This is a genomic window from Thomasclavelia sp., assembly GCF_047249845.1.
In the GTDB taxonomy this organism is placed as follows: Bacteria; Bacillota_I; Bacilli_A; order Erysipelotrichales; family Coprobacillaceae; genus Thomasclavelia.
Map to the genome: position 1 here is coordinate 14,133 of NZ_JBKTWO010000022.1, position 19,600 is coordinate 33,732.

The following is a 19,600-nucleotide window of genomic DNA, read 5'->3' on the forward strand; positions in this document are numbered from 1 at the left end:
ACATAATATAATTCTTTAATATTACCACTCCTATACTAAATCATAGTTATTTATTATCCTCTATTTTTTAAAATACTTCCATAATTTCATTAATATTCTTTCTTTTAATTAATCTTTTTTCTGTTTGAGCATCATAACCAATACTAATTACTAGACGTATTCGAGATTTTTCAGAAATTTTCAATACTTCTTTTATTTTTGTTTCATTAAAGTATCCAATCATACAAGTTGCTAATCCTAGCTCACTTGCTTGTAAACATATATAAGAACAAGCTATACCTATATCAATTTGACTAAATTCTTGATTTTTAAGTCTATTCACTATTCTCTGCTGCAAATTAGGTTTAACTTCTTCCACAACTATAAACGAAGCATTCTTAGTAAATGGTTGTGTTAATTTAACAAACTGCTTTTTTAATACATCATTAGAAACTATATAAAACTTCCATGGCTGTGCATTACATGCTGATGGTGCTAAACGATCTGTTTCAATACACTTTTTTATTAAATCTAATTCCACTTTTTTGTCTAAATATTTACGACAGCTATATCTAGTTTCAATTATTCTATTAAATTCCATAATTTTACCTTATAACCTCTTTTAATCTTATTTTTATTGATAATTAATAATTTATTTTATCGCTTTAATTTTCATTCTACTAAATGTTTCAAAGCATCTGCCATCATTTTAGATTGTTTCTTGAATTATTTGTTCAATAACATCAATTCTAAACTGTCCTTTTAAATTATCAGGAAGATAGTTAATAATGGAACTAATGTAAGCTGATCCTTTAACATTTGAAAAATACCTATCAGCATTTTCTTCGATAATTAAAAATTCTAAAAAACCTGCTTTTTCTATTAAAGATTGATAATCAGATTTTGATGACATATACCAAAGACCAATTAAAATCCTTAAAATATATACTATATTGTGGTTTATTCATAATATCAGTTATTATTCTAAAGAAATTTTGACAGGTCCTTTAGAAGCATCAATTCCTAAAATATTTCCTTTTGTAACCAATAAAGATAATTTTTCTGTCAATATTCCATCACCACAACCTAAATCTAATATAACCCATCTCCATTAAGTTCTAATTCCGAAATTAATTTATTACCCCACTATTTTTGATGTCTTGAAGCTAATTTATATTTTTCACTATTAAATTCAAATGTTCTCATTAATTATCATCCTCTTCCTAAATATATTTACTTGCTTCTTTTATACTTAACTTATTCATCTGTAAATGATATTTATCAATAAATGCTCTCACCCACTTAGGATTTGTTTTAGAGTATTCTCGTAAACTCCAACCAATCGCTTTATTTATAAAAAACTCTTCACTACCCAAATTATTAGTTATTATTTTTTCTAATAAAAAGTGATTAGTTTTCTCTTTTCTCCCTAATTGATGATCAATTGCTATTCTCCTTAACCAAAAATCTTCATCTAATGACCACTCTAGCATCAAATCATCAATTTTATTATCAAACATACCAATATTACCAATTACTTTACTAAAAAAATCAATTGTATCCCACCACTCTTTTGATTGAATATAAGTTTTAATTTTAGGAACATCATTAAATGTTATATATTTTTTCATTGTTAATAGATAATCATAGACTAAATATTGAAATTCGCGATATTCATCTTGATAACATCTATCCAAAAAATCCCAATCAATAACTTTATTTATTTTCTCCTGTTTCAATAAATCTTTGTATAAAGACTTCCTTTTAGAACTCGCAATTCCATAGAATTTAAATAAGTTACGCATGTAATTAGCCATTTTAATTGCTTGTGGTTCATTTTTATTTTTCTCAAATAAATTTTTTATTAATACATATTTATCACTACACATCATAATTACTAACTATAGAAATAAGAACAAATATCCCAACTATAACCAACCTAAAGTCGCTATCATTTCAAAAAGAGTAATAATATAGTCCATCTAATAACGATTATTATTAATTAGATATTTATGTTAAAGCTCTCTTACATAAAATATTTACTTCTACATCACTATCTCCGCATATTAAATAATAACAACCTGGAAAATATATTACCTGATTACCACTATCTTCATTTAATGCCTATGTCTATACCATTTATTTTTGAGTATTATAGTAAAATATCACGTGATATAAACATCTATACCACGTCTCTTTATTTATTATTAATAAAACAGCTTTAGCTGGAGGAAATAATACCATTCTACATTCCATACTTCTCTCCTTTTCTACTTTATAAATTATATTATATCAATAAAAGATACTTATTCCAAACACAAATATTTTTGTCCTTTTAGCTTATAGTTATAAATAATCATTATATTGATAACCCTAAAATTTATTCATGAATTTCTAGAGGTAACCCATCAGGATCTTGAAAAAAGGTCATTTTTTTACCAGTAAAATTATCAAATCTAATTGGTTCTGTTTTAATTCCCTTATTGTTTAATTCTAATACTATCTGTTCAACATCCTCTACATAAAAAGCAAGATGTCTTAATCCTAAGGCCTCAGGAAAAGTTGCTCTTTTTGGAGCATCTTTTACGATAAATAGTTCTATCTCCTGTTCACCACATTTTAAGTCTATTTTATAATCATCACGATCTTTTCGATAATTTTCTCTAATAATCTGAAAGCCTAGTAAATCAACATAAAAATGTTTAGAAACTTCATAATTACTGCCAATTATTGCAATATGATGCATTTTATTTAATTTCATTATTCTATTCCTCCTAAAATTTTATTACATGATTGGAGTTGTTAACTCAATATGATTACCCTCACTATCAACTATCTCTACAACAAAATTATTTCCAATTTTAGTTAGTGGAAAACATATTTGTAAATTCTCAATTTTATTTTTTAACATATCTATATTTTCTATTTCTATACTTGGTAAGCAATTACTTCCAAATATATGAATTTCATCCATCTTCTTATATGCAAATAATCCAAAGCGAAATCCTTTTATATCAAAAACACTATAGATATCATTTTTTTCAGTAACCTTTACTTCAAAAAAATGTTCATAAAAATCTATTGCTCTTGCCATATCATCTACACATATATATAAAGAATATATCCTACAATTCATAACTTCATCTCCTTATGTTAATTACCTACATTCTACACTTTTTAATTATCTATAACAATTCTTTTAAACCTTATTACCTAAACTCATTTATCATTGGTTAAAATAAGTGACTTGATCAAAGCTTGATGTTATAATACAAATACCAAAATCAAAAGGAGTGAGTAAATATGTGTGGTGGTATCATTGCTCAAAAAATTGCATAGACCCATGTAAATATCATATTATAAATAATTTACATGGGAGGAAAACAAAATGAAAGAAAATAAATATGATAATGAACAGTTCTTTTTAAAATATGGAGAAATGGCACGTTCTAAAGACGGTTTAAAAGGAGCTGGAGAATGGTCTGAATTACAAAAAATTCTACCTAGTTTCAACAAGAAAAAAGTTTTAGATTTAGGCTGTGGATATGGCTGGCATTGCAAATATGCGATTGATAATGGTGCTAGTTATGTATTAGGCACCGATATATCTCATAAAATGTTAGAAGTTGCCAAAAAGAAGAATAGTGATATAAATATTGAATATCGATGTATAGCAATGGAAGATCTAGACTTTGTATCAGAATCATTTGATATTATTCTTAGCTCTTTAGCTTTTCATTATGTCAAAGATTTTGAATCATTAATAACTAATATCTCTAAATGGATAAAAAAGGATGGCGAATTTATTTTTTCAGTTGAACATCCTGTATTTACATCTTATGGCAGCCAAGACTGGTATTATGATAAAAACGGTAAGATCCTTCATTTTCCTGTTGACAATTATTATTATGAAGGAAAACGTGATGCTATATTCTTAGGTGAAAAAGTTACAAAATATCATCGAACAATTACAACCTATCTTAATACCTTACTTAAAAACGGATTTGTGTTTCAACATATTATTGAACCGCAGCCACCTAAAGAAATGTTAAATATTAATAGTATGAAAGACGAAATGCGTCGTCCGATGATGTTGCTTATTTCAGTAAAGAAAAAATAAAATTATTAATAGTAAATCATTAATGAGTAAAACTCAATTGATTTACTTTTTTGTATATATTATATAATGGATTATCTATATGGCATTTATTTTATTATCTGTTAAACCTTTATAACTAATATCAATAAAAAATGCACCGATTGGAGCTGTAATTAAAATAGAAAGAACTGCAACTGTCAATACAATATCTCCACAATTTAGTCCCATTGTTAATGGTAGACCTCCTATTGCAGCTTGAACTGTAGCTTTTGGCATATAAGCTATCATACAAAATAAACGTTCTTTTGAATTTAATGTAGTTTTAATTAAACAACAAGCTACTCCTAATATCCTAAAAACAACCCCGCCTAAGATTAAAATTATTGCAGATACACCTGATCCTAGTGCATATTTCAAGTCTACAGTTGCCCCTACTAGTACAAACAACATGATTTCGGCACCAACCCATAATTTATTAAATTTCAAAGATAATCTATTAGCCAAAATTTGTTTTTTTCTTTGAAGCATAATTCCTATGCACATAATAGAAATTAATGATGAAAATGGTATACTTGATGAAAAGCTATCCTCTAAAGTCGCTAAGATAAATGAAATACATAATATAATTATGACCTTTACAGAATCCCTAATATGGATAATAGAAAAATACTTTGTTAGTATATAACCTATTAAAACACCAATTATGATTCCAAGAAGAATTGAAATTGGTATTTGAATAAAATTCAACAATGATATTGTTCCTTCCTGGGCTAAATTAGTAAAAGCAAAGAACAGTACAATTACAAAAACATCATCAACAGATGCACCTGCAAGGATCAATTGAGGAATTCCTTTATTAACCCCATAACCTTCCTCCATCATTTTTAACATTTTAGGAACAATAATTGCAGGCGAAACTGCTGCAATTACTGCACCCATAATAGCAGCTTCAATTATTGAAACCCCTAATAATTTTGGAGCTAAAATAATCATTCCCAATATTTCAAAACATGCAGGTACAAAACACATTAAAATTGCTGGTCTACCAACCTTTTTTAAATCTTTAAAATTTAATGACAATCCAGCTCTAGTTAAAATAATAATCAATGCTATTTTTCTTAATTCAGATGATATATTCAAAATTGAATCATCAATTAGATCTAATGTAAACGGTCCTAGGATAATTCCTGTTAGAATCATTCCTAGCAAACCTGGTAAATGTACCTTTTTACATATCCATCCTGCAAACATTCCAACTAATAAAATTAATGAAATACTCAATAACATAATCTTCCTCCTTGATCTAATACAAAAAAACTGATGTTTTCTGTACTTTAAAAGTTACAGAAGTCATCAGCTAATTAGCGGTTCTAGTATAATAACTATGGGAGAACTTCATTCCCATGATCAAAGTATATAGAAATTTATTTTTCCTGTCAATAACATATTAATTTATATATTCTACATATTTAAATATTTCCATTCATATTCATTCATAGGAATTGGTTTACTAAATAAGAAGCCTTGTACCGTTTTCACACCGCATTTCTTTAATACTTCTAATTGTAATTCATTTTCAACCCCTTCAGCAATTAACTGAATATTTATCTTATCACATACCCCTACCATTGCTTCTACAATAGTTTGTGCATGTTTATTTGATATTATATCTTTTACAAAACTTTTATCAATTTTTAATATATCAAATTTTGCCATTGCTAAAAGTGCTAAATTTGAACTATCAGTTCCAAAATCATCGACTGATACTTGGAATCCAGCTTCTCTAATTTTATTAATCCGATTTTTCAAACTCTTATAATCAATTAAGCACATACTTTCGGTTATTTCAACTTCAAGATATTTTTTAGGAACACTATATTGAGCTACAATAGTTTCTAATCTTTCTAAAAAATCATCTTCCATAAAAGTATTACGAGAAAAATTGCTAGAAACAGGAAATAAGGTTTTATTGTGAATTTTCCATTCTTGAAGTTGTGCACAAATTTTTTCAAATACATAAAAATCTATCTTACTAATTTGAAATGAATTTTCTAAAACTGGAATAAACTTATCTGGTCCTTGAATAATTCCTTCATCATCTATATACCGTACCAGAGCTTCTGCTCCAACTATATTACGACTTTCAACATTTACTTTAGCTTGTAAATATACTTGAAATTGTCCATTAGCTAATTTAGCATTAAACAAGTCTATATTAGATAAAAATAATAATAAATCATTACTATGTCTATAACGACCTGTTTCATGATGCGAGTGATAATAACCTTTTTTATCTGAATACATTAATTCATCAGCTGTTTTTATAACTGTTTGAATTTTTTTACAATTTCTTTCCCATTTAGAACCTATAGCTACTGTACAATCTTCAATTAAAAAATTATTTCTTAATTTACAAACATTTTCATTAAAGTCTGTTTTACTAATATTAGTACAAATAATGATAAATTCATCTCCCCCAATTCGATAAAATGAACCAATCTTAAAGCTTTGTTTAATAATTTTAGTACATTTTTTTAATAAATCATCCCCAGAATCATGTCCAAAATGATCATTGACTTCTTTAAGTCCATTAATATCTAGATAAACTATACCAACAGAATCATCTTTACCTTCTAATTGACTAATATCTTGAATATAACGATTCCGATTATAAAAAGAAGTCAATCTATCTTGATAACTTAAACAATAAAGAGCTTTTTTATCCTCATCCCTTCTTATTGCTAACATAAGATAATAACGTAGTGTTTCAAGAAAAGTAACTGCACTTTCCATTAAATCCGGATTTGAATTATCTAAACCTATACATCCATTTGTTTTACCATCTCGTTCTAGAGGAACCATGATAACTCTTTCAATCTTTTGTTGATAAAGAAACTCATATTCTTTTTTCATCGATAATTTAATATCTTCTAAATTTTTAATAACAATATTTTGTTTATTAACAAACAATTTATACCATGACATAAAATTTGATAACGGTATATTTTGTAAATTATCAATTTGGGGAATTATATCTTCCCTACACCACTCTGAAGTATTAGAAAATTTATTATCATGGAATAAAATTACATAAACACGTTCTGCTGAAAATAGTTTTCCAACCTGTTCTAAAATATGGTTTGTAGCATCTTTTATATCATTATTGTGATATAATTCTCGAATACACTGAATTAAAACATTATCTCTATTTAAACGATTCCTTAATTCATTTTTTTCATTAGCAGTATCAGTAATATCAAATGCAATTTCCATTCTAGCTATACGACCTTCCCATTCAATCAAACGGTCTTTTAATAAATAATGCCGTTTAGTAAGAGGATTAGTGTATTCCCAAGTATAATTTTCATCTATTTTTAATATTGCATTAGGGCAAAATGGACAAGGCTCACCAAATCCCTGTAACACTTTATAACATTTTTGATGAAGGTTACCTGTTATATGAAAAGTTTTTTTCCCAGCATCATTAATAAATAAGAGCTCATAAGTATCAATATCTGCTACATACATAAGTTCAGAAATTTCATTCATTGGGACAAGTAACTCTTTAAAACGTTTTGATAATAGTTCACTTTTTTGTCTATTTATATTTTCAGCTTCTACTAGTTTTCTGCGGCGTTTTTCATCATGAAAAGCAAGGAAAGCACATAACCCTGTTATTAAGATAAATACCATATTCATACAAATTAATGATTTTCTAGAATGCTCAACAACATTTTCAGTATACTCTTCAGCAGCCATGACAGTACTATCAGCTAAAATAAAATATTCTTCACTTGCTTCAAATAAATCATCACTTATTATTGTCCCATTTCTAAATGAATTAATTTTATCTTTAATTATATTCCATTCTTTATTCATTTTAATTAATAAAGATTGATATTGATCATCATTAATACAAATAAGATCAAGTTCTTTGCTACCATTAGCTAATCCATAAAGAATTTTATCAAGATATGAAATAAGGGCATCATCTGCTTCATAATTAAGCTCTTTTTTTATCAATCTTTGTGTAGCTCCTCGAACAATTCCTGTATAATTTATAACCCTTGCATTACCTTCTAAACTATTTATTGTACGGATTGACATTAAACCTGTAGTTATTAAAGCAATACATAAAATAATTGGTAATAATCCTACTTTTAATTTTGAAAAAATATTCTTCATATGTATCCCCCATATTAATCATAAGATGATTTTTCTATTTTTGTAAAAAAAGAAGACCTATTTTTACTAAAATAAGTCTTCATGGTTTCATTTTATTATCACGGAAACTCACTGATATGTATAACTAAAACAATCTCTTATACATTTATATTATCATTTTTATAGCTTAACTGGCAATATTTTATCTCAAATTCATCTTTTGTAATTGGTTTTGAAATATAATATCCTTGAATACTATCAGCGTTCATATCACGAACAATATCCAACTCATCAATATATTCTACCCCTTCTACACATACAGAAATTCCAACACTATGACAAAGTTTTATAACGGCTTCAATAAATGAACGATTAAAAATATGTTCTTTATCATTAATAAATGAAATAAATATTCTATCTATTTTAATAATATCCGCCGGTGATTGTGATAACAACCCTAAAGAAGAATATCCCGTTCCAAAATCATCCATAGCAAAACGAATCCCAATATCACGAAGACTTTTAAAAGTCTCTTTTAAAACAAGCATCTCAGTTACAAAATAACTTTCTGTTAACTCTAATACAATATGTTTAGCTTGAAGTTCATATTTTGCAAGTAAATTTTTTACATATATAACAAAATCCTTATCAATTATTTGTAAATAAGAAACATTTATATTCATCACAAAATCAGGAAAAAATTTAAGCCACTTTTTACATGTAGCAAACGCCTGCTCCATTACCCAATTACCTACTGGTATGATACTGCCATCAGATTCTAAAAGCGGTATGAATTCCATTGGTCCAATTTTCCCATAAGTTTTTGAAGTCCATCTAAGCAAAGCTTCTGCCCCTTTAATATTAAGACCACTTGAGCTAACAAAAGGCTGATAAACAACAGAAAAATCTTTCATTCCTGCTAAAACACTGCGTTGAAGCTGACTAATAATCTCCATTGTATATAAATTATTTTTTAAAGATTCAGGTGAATAGACAATACATTTATTTTTACCACTTTTTTTTGATGTATCTAACGCACTCATAGCACATTTAATTAAATCTAGATAATCATCAGTATCTTCACCTAGCATTGCTATCCCTCCAGAAACAGTACAAAAATAACTAATCCCATCTATTTCTTGTTCATGGTTTGTATAAAGATGAATCTTTTGGTATATATCCTGCATATCGCTCAATGATGCCTCTGGATAAAAAATTGCTATTTCATCACCATCAAATCGATATACCTCAGCTTCATAAGGTACAATACTCACTATCATTTGTGCTATTTCACGAAGAACAGTATCTCCAAAAGTATGATTTTTCAAATTATTTAGTCTACTAAAATCATCAATACCAAGAATCAGAAAACCTCCATTAGCATATCCCTGATCTTGTAATGATTCTATTTTATTTTTACACTCTTCTTGCATTAATAACCCTGTCGTATGATCTATTTTCCCTTTTCCACCAATTGGGTCAATTACACCAGCAAACATGATCGGGTTACCTTTTTCATCACGAGTCAATAATCCTCGGCAAAGTACCCAGACATATTCCTTTTTTCGGTTAAGTATCTGATATTCCAAATTATGTTGATTAGTCTTCCCAGATAACATTTCTTCTATTGAATGAAAATAACGGTTTTGATCCTTTTCATGAACTAAGTCGCCCCAAATAGTAATAAGATCTTTAATAATCTTACCAGGTAACTCAAAATCTTCATACATATTATCAGATAAAAGTGCCATATTTTGCTTCATATCTATAATATAAATATAGTTTTCTGTACTACTAACAATTGCATTATAAAAATCATTAACATCAATTTGAAATGATTCTGGAATATGTACTGTTTTTACCATAAATTTCCCACTCCCTTTCTAATACCTATTTACTGCAAATTAATTACATATTTTTACTATTTATAACCTGTTTTTACATTATAATCTAATTTCATTATAAATACTATTCTCTGTAATAACTTTATTTAAAAATTAACTACAATTTGTCTCATATATATTTTATTTCATAACTCCATCATTAAATGTTTAATATAGTTAGTTTTTATATATACAACACTTAGATTTTCCTGTTTGTTTTGCTTTATATAAAGCTGTATCGCTCTCTTTTATTAAATCATCAATCTTTTTATTTTTATCATTAGTATAGGAAATTCCTACACTAGCTGACAAATTATGATAATACTTATTTTTTTCAAAACGTTGTTTCAATAACCTAATTAGATTATTTCCCTGTTCAATCAATTGTTGTACACTAATTATCTCTTTTTTAGAAACAAGAAATTCATCGCCCCCCAAACGAGCAATTAGATCATTAGGAAATAATTCTTGTAAAACTTGGGAACTTATTTTTAATGCTTCATCACCAATTTGATGACCATATGTATCATTAACTGACTTAAAACAATCTAAATCTACATATAAAATAGAAATTTGCTCAAAATCATGACGATTTGAATAATACTCATAAAAATATCTTCTATTATATAAACCTGTTAAAAAATCCGTATTTGAATTACTACTCAACTGTTGTTCTAACAAATATTCTTCTGTTGTATCACGATATATACATAATTCGCCAACATTACTTTTAAAAATATCATGTATTTTTTCATAACTAATTTCTAAGATCCGTTCTATCTTGCCACAAGATATAAATACTTTATCATCAGTTTTTCTTTCAATACAATCAAAACTTAGAGTTAATGTTTTATACCAATCGCTATAAGCTACACCTATAATTTTTTCTTTCATAATACCAAAATATTCTTCAAATTTATTATTTACATTTAAAATAATCCCATCTTTATCTCTGATTAATATTGCATAAGGCATACTATTTAATAGAATTTCCATCTCTGTACTCATATTCTCTAGATCTGTAATATCATGCCCAATACCAACCGTTCCCATAATTTTACCATGACAATCAAATAAGGGCGACTTGTAAGTACGAAATTGTCGTAATCCATGACGACACTTTACAAGTTCGTTAAATTGACAAGTTTTTTGTTCTTTACGAACTATATTCTCTGTTTTAGCACAATCATCTACATCAACATCCCAAACCGAACAATGATCTTTCCCCTCTATTTCAGTTTTCTTTTTTCCTACAGTATGACAAAATACTTTATTTACTTTTATATGAATCCCATTATTATCTTTAAACCATACCAAATCTGGCATACTATCAATTAAAACATTTAAATATGTATTAGTTAACCATAGTTCTTCTCTTTGTTTAAACATTTCATAAATCAATTGAAAACGCTTTTTTAAATAAATTAAATTTAGCGGTCTAGCTATAACCTCATCAGCTTGTTCATAGTAATCTAAACAAGGATCATTTATTAAATCATAAATATAAATTAGATAAGCTCCACTTTTCATACGCTGACGATATGTAAATAGGTTTGAAACAGGTAAATCACATATAATAATATCGCTATTTCCCCATCCATTTTCCAACTCAGACATTGTTTGAATCTGATAATCTCGATCAACAAGATTCTGATTTAAAATTTCCTGAATATCAAAAAACATAGAAAAAACTGTTATTATTTCTATTTCATGATACATGATTATATCTTCCCTCCTGTCAATCATTTAAAATTTTTATGTTTTTGTGTATCTATTATCATTATATTCCATTTAATATACATAAATCTATATAAAAAATGACTTTCTTTTTACATAAAAAGCAATTCAATAAATAATAATTATTATTTATTGATAAATTATTTAAATATAAAAATAAAAAACTCTTTTATAAACAATTTCTAGTATTAAGACATTGTTTAAGTAAAGAGTTTTAAAATATTTTAAATCTTTTTATTTAATTTTCTTTTTGAAAAAATAATAAAACCTAATGACATTACAACAAATAAAGCAAATAATATTATTTGATTACTATCACCTGTTTGGATTGTATCATTTTTATCGATATTATTATCTTTTGGCTGTTCCTCAATAATAAATTCTTTTACATCAGAAGTCCCTAATAAATAATTATCGTCTTCTTCAACATGAACAATCACTCGATATCTACCTACTTTACTTGGGACTGATGAAATAACAATCCAATCTTTACCATTAAACATTTCCCACTCAAAGCTGATATCTCCTGTACTTCCTACTATGTCTAAATCTTCAGTTAATAAAGCAACCGCTTTACCATCATATACTTTATCAAGATTTTTAATAATATTTACTGTCGTTGTTGCCTTTGCAATTACAAATTCTATTATTTTTGAGATTCCTGATTTAAAGTTTTCACTTTCTTCTATATGCGCAGTTACTCGATATCTGCCGGCATTACTTGGCGCTGATGAAATATCAACCCAATCTTTACCATTAAACATTTCCCACTCAAAGCTGATATTTCCTGTACTTCCTGCTATGTCTAGATCTTCATTTGATAAAGCAACTGCTTTACCATCATATACTTTATCAAGATCTTTAATAATACTTACTATTGTTTGAGCTTTTCCAATTACAAATTCTTTACTCATTTCTAATCCTGTATAATTCTCTGTTTCAGTAATTACAGCTTTGACATACCATGTCCCTACTTTTGTAGGTACCTGATTTGTATAAATACCATCCTTAGAATTACTATAAGTAAATTCTACATTACCAAATTTTGCATCTGCACTTGGTGGATTAGCCTTTTCGCCATACACCCAGTCATTAATAACTAATTCATTTACCCAGCTATTTGCTGCTTGTGAGATAATAAACTCTTCAGTTTTTGAAGTAGCTTCATTGAAATATTTATCACTTGCTAAATGTGCCGTTACACGATACATTCCAGCATTTTTAGGAAGATCTTTACAAACTTCCCATGTATTTCCTTTCTTTAATTCATATGTAAAGGTAACTTCTCCTGTACTTCCTTTTTTATCAACTGTTGGATTTGCTACTGGTTCTCCAGTATAGATCGTATCCAGATTACCTATAATTGAAATCTCACTATTTGATTTCAATAAGTTTAAAGTAACTGTTAAAGTTTTTGGTAATCCGTTGACTGTGCCACAATCATAAGTATATATGACTGGTGTTCCAGGATGATAATCACTAATAATACCCATCTTTTTATCTAAAGAGCCACCACTAACTATTGTTATCTTTTTAACGTCAATACCAGTAAATTTTTTCGTTATATCAAAACTATCACCGTCGACTACTAACTCTATTGTAGATTCTGACTCCATATACAATTCATTTAAATCATTACTTCCCCAATCCAGATATGCTAAATTTGTTTGTGGCGTATCTAAAAATTTTAGATTAGGATTTTGGCTAAGATTTAAATATTTAATTTTCGTATTCCAACTCCATAAAGATTGAAGCTTAGATAACATACTAACATCTAATTCTTTAATTTGTGTACTAGAACAATTTAAATTTAATAACTCTAGATTATTACTAACATCTAAACTCTGTATTTTTGTTTTATAACAATGTAAGACTTTCAACTTAGGATTGTTACTAATATCCAAACTGTTAATTTCTATATTATCACAATATAAATGGGTTAAAGCAGGATTATTAGAAACATTCAGATTTTCAATACCAGTTTGAGCACAGTCTAAAGATTCAAGCAGTTTATTATGACTGATATCTAACTTATCAATCAATGTATTTCGAATATATAATGATTCTAAATTAGGATTATCATCAACATTTAATGATTTGATCTTTGTATTTGCACAGCTTAACACTTTAAGTGCTGGATTATTATCAACATTTATATCATCAACTTTTGTATTTGCAAAAGATAGATGTTCAAGAGCACTATTATTACTTACATCAAGTTTAGAAATATTAGTATCACCACACTCTAAATGAACTAAAGCAAGATTATTACTTATATCCAATTCGGTAAGATTTGTTTCGTAGCAAAACAATTTTTCCAAAGCCGTAAAATATTCAATTCCCTGTAAACTTTTTATTGCGCCCTTTCCATTCTTGCCATCTGCATAAAGAGTTGTGATATTTGCAATTTCATCAGCAGAAAATATTTCGTTATGATCACGGTCAAATTCTTTTACATATTCTCTAAATGTATCATCTGGAAAATTTATTTCATTAATTTCAATAAGTTTTTGAATATTTAGAGAAACCATTAATGTTTCAGCTTGACCATTAGCGCTTGTTCCACAATCATAACTATAAATAAGTGGTGTACTTTCACCATATTCACTAACAATACCGGTTTCTTTATTTATCTCACCACCACTTACCACAGTTATTTTTTGTAGATCTATTCCTTTGAATATATCCTTAATATCAAAAGTATCCCCTACTAAATCAAGATTTATATTTGAATCTGTTTTATTTATTTTTGTTAACTTATCATTAATTCCAATATTTAAATAAGCAAGTGGTGTATTTTCACATCTCAATTCTGTAAGCAAATTATTTTTACTAACATCTAAATTTTGGATTTTTGTATAATCACAAGCTAAGTATTTTAAATCTGGATTATTGCTGACATCCAAACTTTGAATTTTTGTAAAATTACAAGTTAAGTATTCTAAAACTGAATTTTTACTAATATCCAAACTTTGAATTTCTGTACCCTCACATCCTAATAATTCTAAAGCTGGGTTTTTGGTGACATCCAAACTTTGGATTTTTGTATAATGACAATATAACCAACTTAACTTAGAATTTTTAGTGACATTTAAATCACTAATTTCTGTATATTGGCAATATAAAGTTTCTAGTTCTAGATTACTGCTGACATCTAAACTTTGAATTTTCGTTTGCTCACAATACAGTTTTTTTAAATATGTGTTATTACTAACATTTAGTTTCGTAATTCCTGTTTTTGTACAATTTAGAAATTCCAATGCAGTAAAATACTCAATCCCTTGTATATCCTTTATATTTGAATTATTTGAAACATCTATTGTTTTTACCTTTGATATCTCTTGCAAAGATAATACTCCATCATTATAATCATTATCAAAATTATTTTCTACATATTCTCTGAAATCTTTATCAGGAAAAGTATCCTTATTAATAACAATTTCTCCTTCTTTTGGTAGTCGCGGAATCATTATAGCAGTTGAAAGTGATTCAAATTGATTATAATCTATAATATATAAAATATATCCCCTTTCATTTTCTGTAGCATCGTCTTTTTCATAAAGATTTACTGATTCAACCCAAAAACCACTATCCTTTAAAGCTTCGTTAACAATATCAATAATATCTTGAGCTGTTGTTTGATTGCTTATATTGTATTTAAGTGCATCTTGAGTTATCTTTCCCAAATCACTTATACTAGAAATCGTTGCAATAGAGTCATCATCTATTGCCTTAATATTTGTAAATGGAACTGTTCCTAGCAGCACTACTAATGTAAATAAACATAGCCCAACTTTTTTCATAATTCTTTTCATTTTTTATCATCTCCAATTAATTTATATATTTTAATAATATATTTTTTAAAAGCATCTCTTTTTTTATGATTACCTCCTTACTTTATAAATAAAAATTTAAAATGTTGTTAAACAAATTGGCAAAGAAAAGATATATTTTTATTTATCTCTATGATATACCAATTATTATAATATTTTAGATATCAACCTGAATTAAAAGATATCTGCAAATACAGTAATAATTAAACCTATGCTTTGTTTATCTAAATATGTAGTTAGTATTAATTAATCTAAATCAACATAGTCAAGTGCATAAGCCACTTTATCATAAGATACAGGTTTCATATTGAAATAAGATACACATAAACGATATGCTTGTAACCCAAAATCCAAATCAGAAAACCAAATAAGTTTTCCTGATATAATTTTCATTCCAGTGATAATATCAAGTCCTTCAACTCCATTTTGGGCAATTATAACAACATCAGGTTCTTCTCTTTTTAATAATTCCCTTAATTCCTGCCAATCTTTACAAAACTTTAAAAAAATCGTGATTTTCTTGTTCTTATAGTATTCATAAATATACTTTTCTATAAGATCAGATTCATTTTTATCACGATTACAAATAATCAATTCTATATGTATCCTCTCCTTTCCATATCATCGTTTCCTTATCTTAACATTACCAATAAAACTAAAATTCACAATAGCTTGGCTGAAATTTGCATATTTTGGCTGAATATTGCATTGTTAATACCTATTTTTTACTGTAAAATAAAATTAAAGAAGTGTTTACATTAAAGGAAGTGAAGAATAATATATGAAAATAGCTATAATTGATGATCTTATTGAATGCATAAATGAAATACGTAGTTGTATTAATCTCTTTTTCCAAGAACATTATATAAATGAATTAATTGACATAAATGATTATTCGAGTGGAGAAGAATTTTTATCTAATTTTCAAAAAGACTCTTTTGATTTAATATTTATTGATCAATATATGAATGGTTTATCAGGAATTAGTACAGCAAAAAAAATTCGTCAAATAGATGAATTAGTTGTTTTAGTATTTATTACATCCAGTCGCGATCATGCAGTTGACAGTTACCAAGTCAGAGCAAGCGGCTATTTATTAAAACCGTTTACATATATTGATTTTAAAAATACATTATCCATAATTGGAATAAAAAAATTAAAAAATGCTAGATTTATATGTATTGATAATGAAAAAATTCTTTTACGTGAGATACTTTGGTGCAATATAGATGGACATTACATTCAGATCCATACTACTCAACGTGGTATTCTACGCTACCGACTTCCTTTTAAAACAGTTTCAAATGAATTACAAAAATATTCACAGTTTTTAACTTGTTATAAAGGATGTATTATTAATTTAGATCATGTTGAAAGAATAGATAATGTAGATTTTATCTTAATGACAGGCGAAAAAGTACCCTTTTCTAAAAGATATAAAAAAAAGATTGAAACTGACTACCATTCTTATCTTTTTCAAAAAGCAAGGGAGGATAACATATTATGGTAAATACATTTATGATTCTTCTATTTCCTTACCTTGATTTTATTCCCTTTGCAATACCACGATACCTATTATTTAAAGATAAATTACGCATTCCATTTAAATATGTTATAATATTAATTTTTACTGTAGCAACACTTAACAGTATCACTTTCTACTTAATTAATACTGGTGGTTATGAGATGGCTATGAAATGGACCACAATTATGCGTTATATCTTTATGTTAATTAATCTCACTCTATCTTTTTTATTAATTAAAGAATCTTTTCCTAAACTCATGTTTACTTATCTTCTTATGTTTTCGTGGTCATTTTTCGTATTTGGTAACGCAAATTTTATTGAAAGTAGATTTTTTTGGGACTTTTCTGATCAATATCCTTATTTAATCTATAATATTGCTCGTATTATTATTTATTTTCTTACTTATCCTTTTTTATCACGTTTCTTCCAAAATACAATTGCCGATGCAATGAAGATTGAAGATCGTAATTTATGGCGTTATCTTTGGATAATTCCTTTATTTTCAACTTTGTTTGGAATGTTGTATTGTTTTAGTAATGACGTATATGCTTATGCAACCTGGGAATTTATGATATCACGCTATTTAATGTTATTTGGTACTTGCTATGTATCCTATGTTGCCTTAAAAGTATTAGAAATATCACGAAATCGAACCGAACTTGAAGAAACATTAAAATATGCTGATCAGGTATTTCTTGCTCAAAAAAAACAATTTGATAGCTTATCTCAACATTTGGAAGAAATGCAAAAGGCTCGTCATGATCTACGCCAACATTTAGCAGTAGTACAATCTTATATAGACAAAGATGACAAAGATGGTCTTAAAAATTATATTAATATTTATAAAAATGAACTACCTCCTGATATTTTAGAACTATATTGTCGCAACGATGTAGTTAATGCGCTTATATGTTATTATGCAGGAATATCACGAAACAATAAAATTAATTTTGATGCCAGAGTCGATTATCCAAATATATGTTCTATATCTGATACTGATATTACCGTACTTTTAGGGAATATCTTAGAAAATGCATTAGAAGCTTGTATGCGACAAAACATAAACCAAAAGTTTATAAAATTATCTATTAAATGTCATGGTAAATCAGATTTGCTTATTTTGGTAGATAATACTTGTTATACTCCTGTACACTTTAAAGATGGTGTCCCATTATCTTCAAAACGAAATGGCATGGGTATTGGTACTATCTCTATTCAAGATATTGCAGAAAAATATAAAGGAACTGTTCAGTATGAGTTGAAAGAAAATATCTTTTATACATCTGTATTACTTCGATTCAAAACAAGATAATAAGACTATATAAAAAATAGCTATGTTCAATTTTGAACACAGCTATTTTAAACTTTTATTTTTTTAATATAATAATTATTTATCTTTTTATTTCAATTCTATGCTATCAATAAAATTCAATGGAATATCTTTAAGTATCTCATTAACAATTAAATACCTATTTTTTTCCATAAATGCTATTGGTGAATGGGCATCATAACCATAAAGTACTTTACAACCATATGATGAAATGATTTCCCAAAACTCTCTAAACGGATAAGTATATCGTTCTTCATAAACACCTGGTTGATTATATATCTCATACGTTTTTTTACCATAACGAAAACCATTTAAATTAATCTCTAATGGAATATCATACTTAAGACTCGCTTTAGCAATACGATGTGCTGCTTCCTCACACTCTTTTGAAAAAACTCTGCGCCCTTGCATAAAATAATCAGGATGGGCAATATAAGTTACCAAATCATGTTGTAAAGCTGCCTCGATTTGTCCAACATATGTTATTACATCTTCATTAGAGCAATAACAATCATAATCATATATACCTTTATCATCAGAAATATACTTAAAATGTTGTCCCAATATCATATAATCACATTCTTTTCTAATTTCTTTTAGATATTCAAGATGGTCTTCTAAGTATTCTATTTCAAACCCTACTTTTATATCAATTTCATTTTCAAATTGCTTCTTTAGTTTTCTTATACTAGAAATATATTCATCTTTTTGTTCAATAAACATCCGAGCCCCAGAAATTCTTATTTCTTCAAAAGGGATATGCTCACTAAATCCCAAAAGCTTTAATCCAGCAGCAATTGCACTATTGACATACTGAATATCTGTCCCATCTGCATGTCCACATCGCGAAGTATGTGTATGCAAATTAAATAATTGTTTTCCCATAATCCTTTCTCCTATCACTTTTCATAATTTATTTTTAATTTCTATATATTTATAGTATTATTAAACAAAAAAAATGTCAATTTAATCATAAGAATATAAAAGATAATTTACATAAAAAGTAAAAATAACAATCTTTAAATCAATCTAAATTGTTATTTCTACTA

At 27.1% G+C, this 19,600-nt stretch carries 15 protein-coding genes and 1 riboswitch; of the genes, 3 read left to right on the forward strand and 12 right to left on the reverse strand.

The annotated features are described in order from the left end of the window. Positions 1-67 precede the first annotated feature (67 nt). From ACLR9T_RS07360 to ACLR9T_RS07380, 5 genes are all read right to left on the reverse strand, one after another. A complete protein-coding gene (locus ACLR9T_RS07360; RefSeq protein ID WP_413108893.1) occupies positions 68-580 on the reverse strand; it encodes a nitroreductase family protein in 513 nt (170 codons plus the stop codon). A 108-nt stretch (positions 581-688) separates the two neighbouring features. After that, the gene (locus ACLR9T_RS07365; protein ID WP_413108894.1) at positions 689-892 is read right to left on the reverse strand and encodes a hypothetical protein; all 204 of its coding nucleotides are present in this window, start codon (positions 890-892) and stop codon (positions 689-691) included. 310 nt (positions 893-1,202) lie between these two features. Continuing rightward, positions 1,203-1,868: a DNA alkylation repair protein gene (locus ACLR9T_RS07370; protein WP_413108895.1), complete on the reverse strand. Its 666-nt coding sequence runs from the start codon at positions 1,866-1,868 to the stop codon at positions 1,203-1,205. 491 nt (positions 1,869-2,359) lie between these two features. Continuing rightward, on the reverse strand, positions 2,360-2,740 hold the full coding sequence (locus ACLR9T_RS07375) for a VOC family protein (protein WP_413108896.1): 381 nt from the start codon (positions 2,738-2,740) through the stop codon (positions 2,360-2,362). Between the two features lie 24 nt (positions 2,741-2,764). Continuing rightward, positions 2,765-3,115 carry a VOC family protein gene (locus ACLR9T_RS07380; RefSeq protein ID WP_413108897.1) on the reverse strand — a complete coding sequence of 117 codons (351 nt, stop codon included), beginning with the start codon at positions 3,113-3,115 and terminating at the stop codon, positions 2,765-2,767. Between the two features lie 252 nt (positions 3,116-3,367). Between ACLR9T_RS07380 and ACLR9T_RS07385 the strand changes: the two genes are divergently transcribed. Then, entirely contained in the window at positions 3,368-4,099 is a 732-nt protein-coding gene (locus tag ACLR9T_RS07385; protein WP_413108898.1) for a class I SAM-dependent methyltransferase, read from the forward strand. Positions 4,100-4,174: 75 nt separating this feature from the next. On the opposite strand, the gene ACLR9T_RS07390 is transcribed toward ACLR9T_RS07385, so the two are convergent. The 6 genes from ACLR9T_RS07390 to ACLR9T_RS07415 all read right to left on the reverse strand — a co-directional run bounded on the left by ACLR9T_RS07390 (position 4,175) and on the right by ACLR9T_RS07415 (position 16,289). After that, positions 4,175-5,365, reverse strand: coding sequence for a cation:proton antiporter (locus tag ACLR9T_RS07390; protein ID WP_413108899.1), 1,191 nt, complete (start codon positions 5,363-5,365; stop codon positions 4,175-4,177). 50 nt (positions 5,366-5,415) lie between these two features. Beyond that, positions 5,416-5,490, reverse strand: a riboswitch (Fluoride riboswitch). Positions 5,491-5,539: 49 nt separating this feature from the next. Then, a complete protein-coding gene (locus ACLR9T_RS07395; RefSeq protein ID WP_413108900.1) occupies positions 5,540-8,263 on the reverse strand; it encodes an EAL domain-containing protein in 2,724 nt (907 codons plus the stop codon). A 137-nt stretch (positions 8,264-8,400) separates the two neighbouring features. Next, the gene (locus tag ACLR9T_RS07400) at positions 8,401-10,107 is read right to left on the reverse strand and encodes an EAL domain-containing protein (RefSeq protein ID WP_413108901.1); all 1,707 of its coding nucleotides are present in this window, start codon (positions 10,105-10,107) and stop codon (positions 8,401-8,403) included. Between the two features lie 195 nt (positions 10,108-10,302). After that, entirely contained in the window at positions 10,303-11,844 is a 1,542-nt protein-coding gene (locus ACLR9T_RS07405; RefSeq protein ID WP_413108902.1) for a diguanylate cyclase domain-containing protein, read from the reverse strand. 242 nt (positions 11,845-12,086) lie between these two features. Further along, positions 12,087-15,677 (reverse strand): MBG domain-containing protein, encoded by a 3,591-nt coding sequence (locus ACLR9T_RS07410; protein WP_413108903.1) that lies wholly within the window; start codon positions 15,675-15,677, stop codon positions 12,087-12,089. A 264-nt stretch (positions 15,678-15,941) separates the two neighbouring features. Then, positions 15,942-16,289, reverse strand: coding sequence for a hypothetical protein (locus ACLR9T_RS07415; RefSeq protein ID WP_413108904.1), 348 nt, complete (start codon positions 16,287-16,289; stop codon positions 15,942-15,944). Between the two features lie 187 nt (positions 16,290-16,476). On the opposite strand from ACLR9T_RS07415, the gene ACLR9T_RS07420 reads away from it, so the two are divergent. Together ACLR9T_RS07420 and ACLR9T_RS07425 are read left to right on the forward strand one after the other, a co-directional pair. Then, positions 16,477-17,205: a LytR/AlgR family response regulator transcription factor gene (locus ACLR9T_RS07420; protein WP_413108905.1), complete on the forward strand. Its 729-nt coding sequence runs from the start codon at positions 16,477-16,479 to the stop codon at positions 17,203-17,205. Further along, the gene (locus ACLR9T_RS07425) at positions 17,199-18,533 is read left to right on the forward strand and encodes a GHKL domain-containing protein (RefSeq protein WP_413108906.1); all 1,335 of its coding nucleotides are present in this window, start codon (positions 17,199-17,201) and stop codon (positions 18,531-18,533) included. The genes ACLR9T_RS07420 and ACLR9T_RS07425 overlap by 7 nt, the downstream gene beginning before the upstream one ends. An 87-nt stretch (positions 18,534-18,620) precedes the next feature. Here ACLR9T_RS07425 and ACLR9T_RS07430 read toward each other — a convergent pair whose 3' ends face one another. Then, positions 18,621-19,436 carry a histidinol-phosphatase gene (locus ACLR9T_RS07430; protein WP_413108907.1) on the reverse strand — a complete coding sequence of 272 codons (816 nt, stop codon included), beginning with the start codon at positions 19,434-19,436 and terminating at the stop codon, positions 18,621-18,623. Between the last annotated feature and the right edge of the window lie 164 nt (positions 19,437-19,600).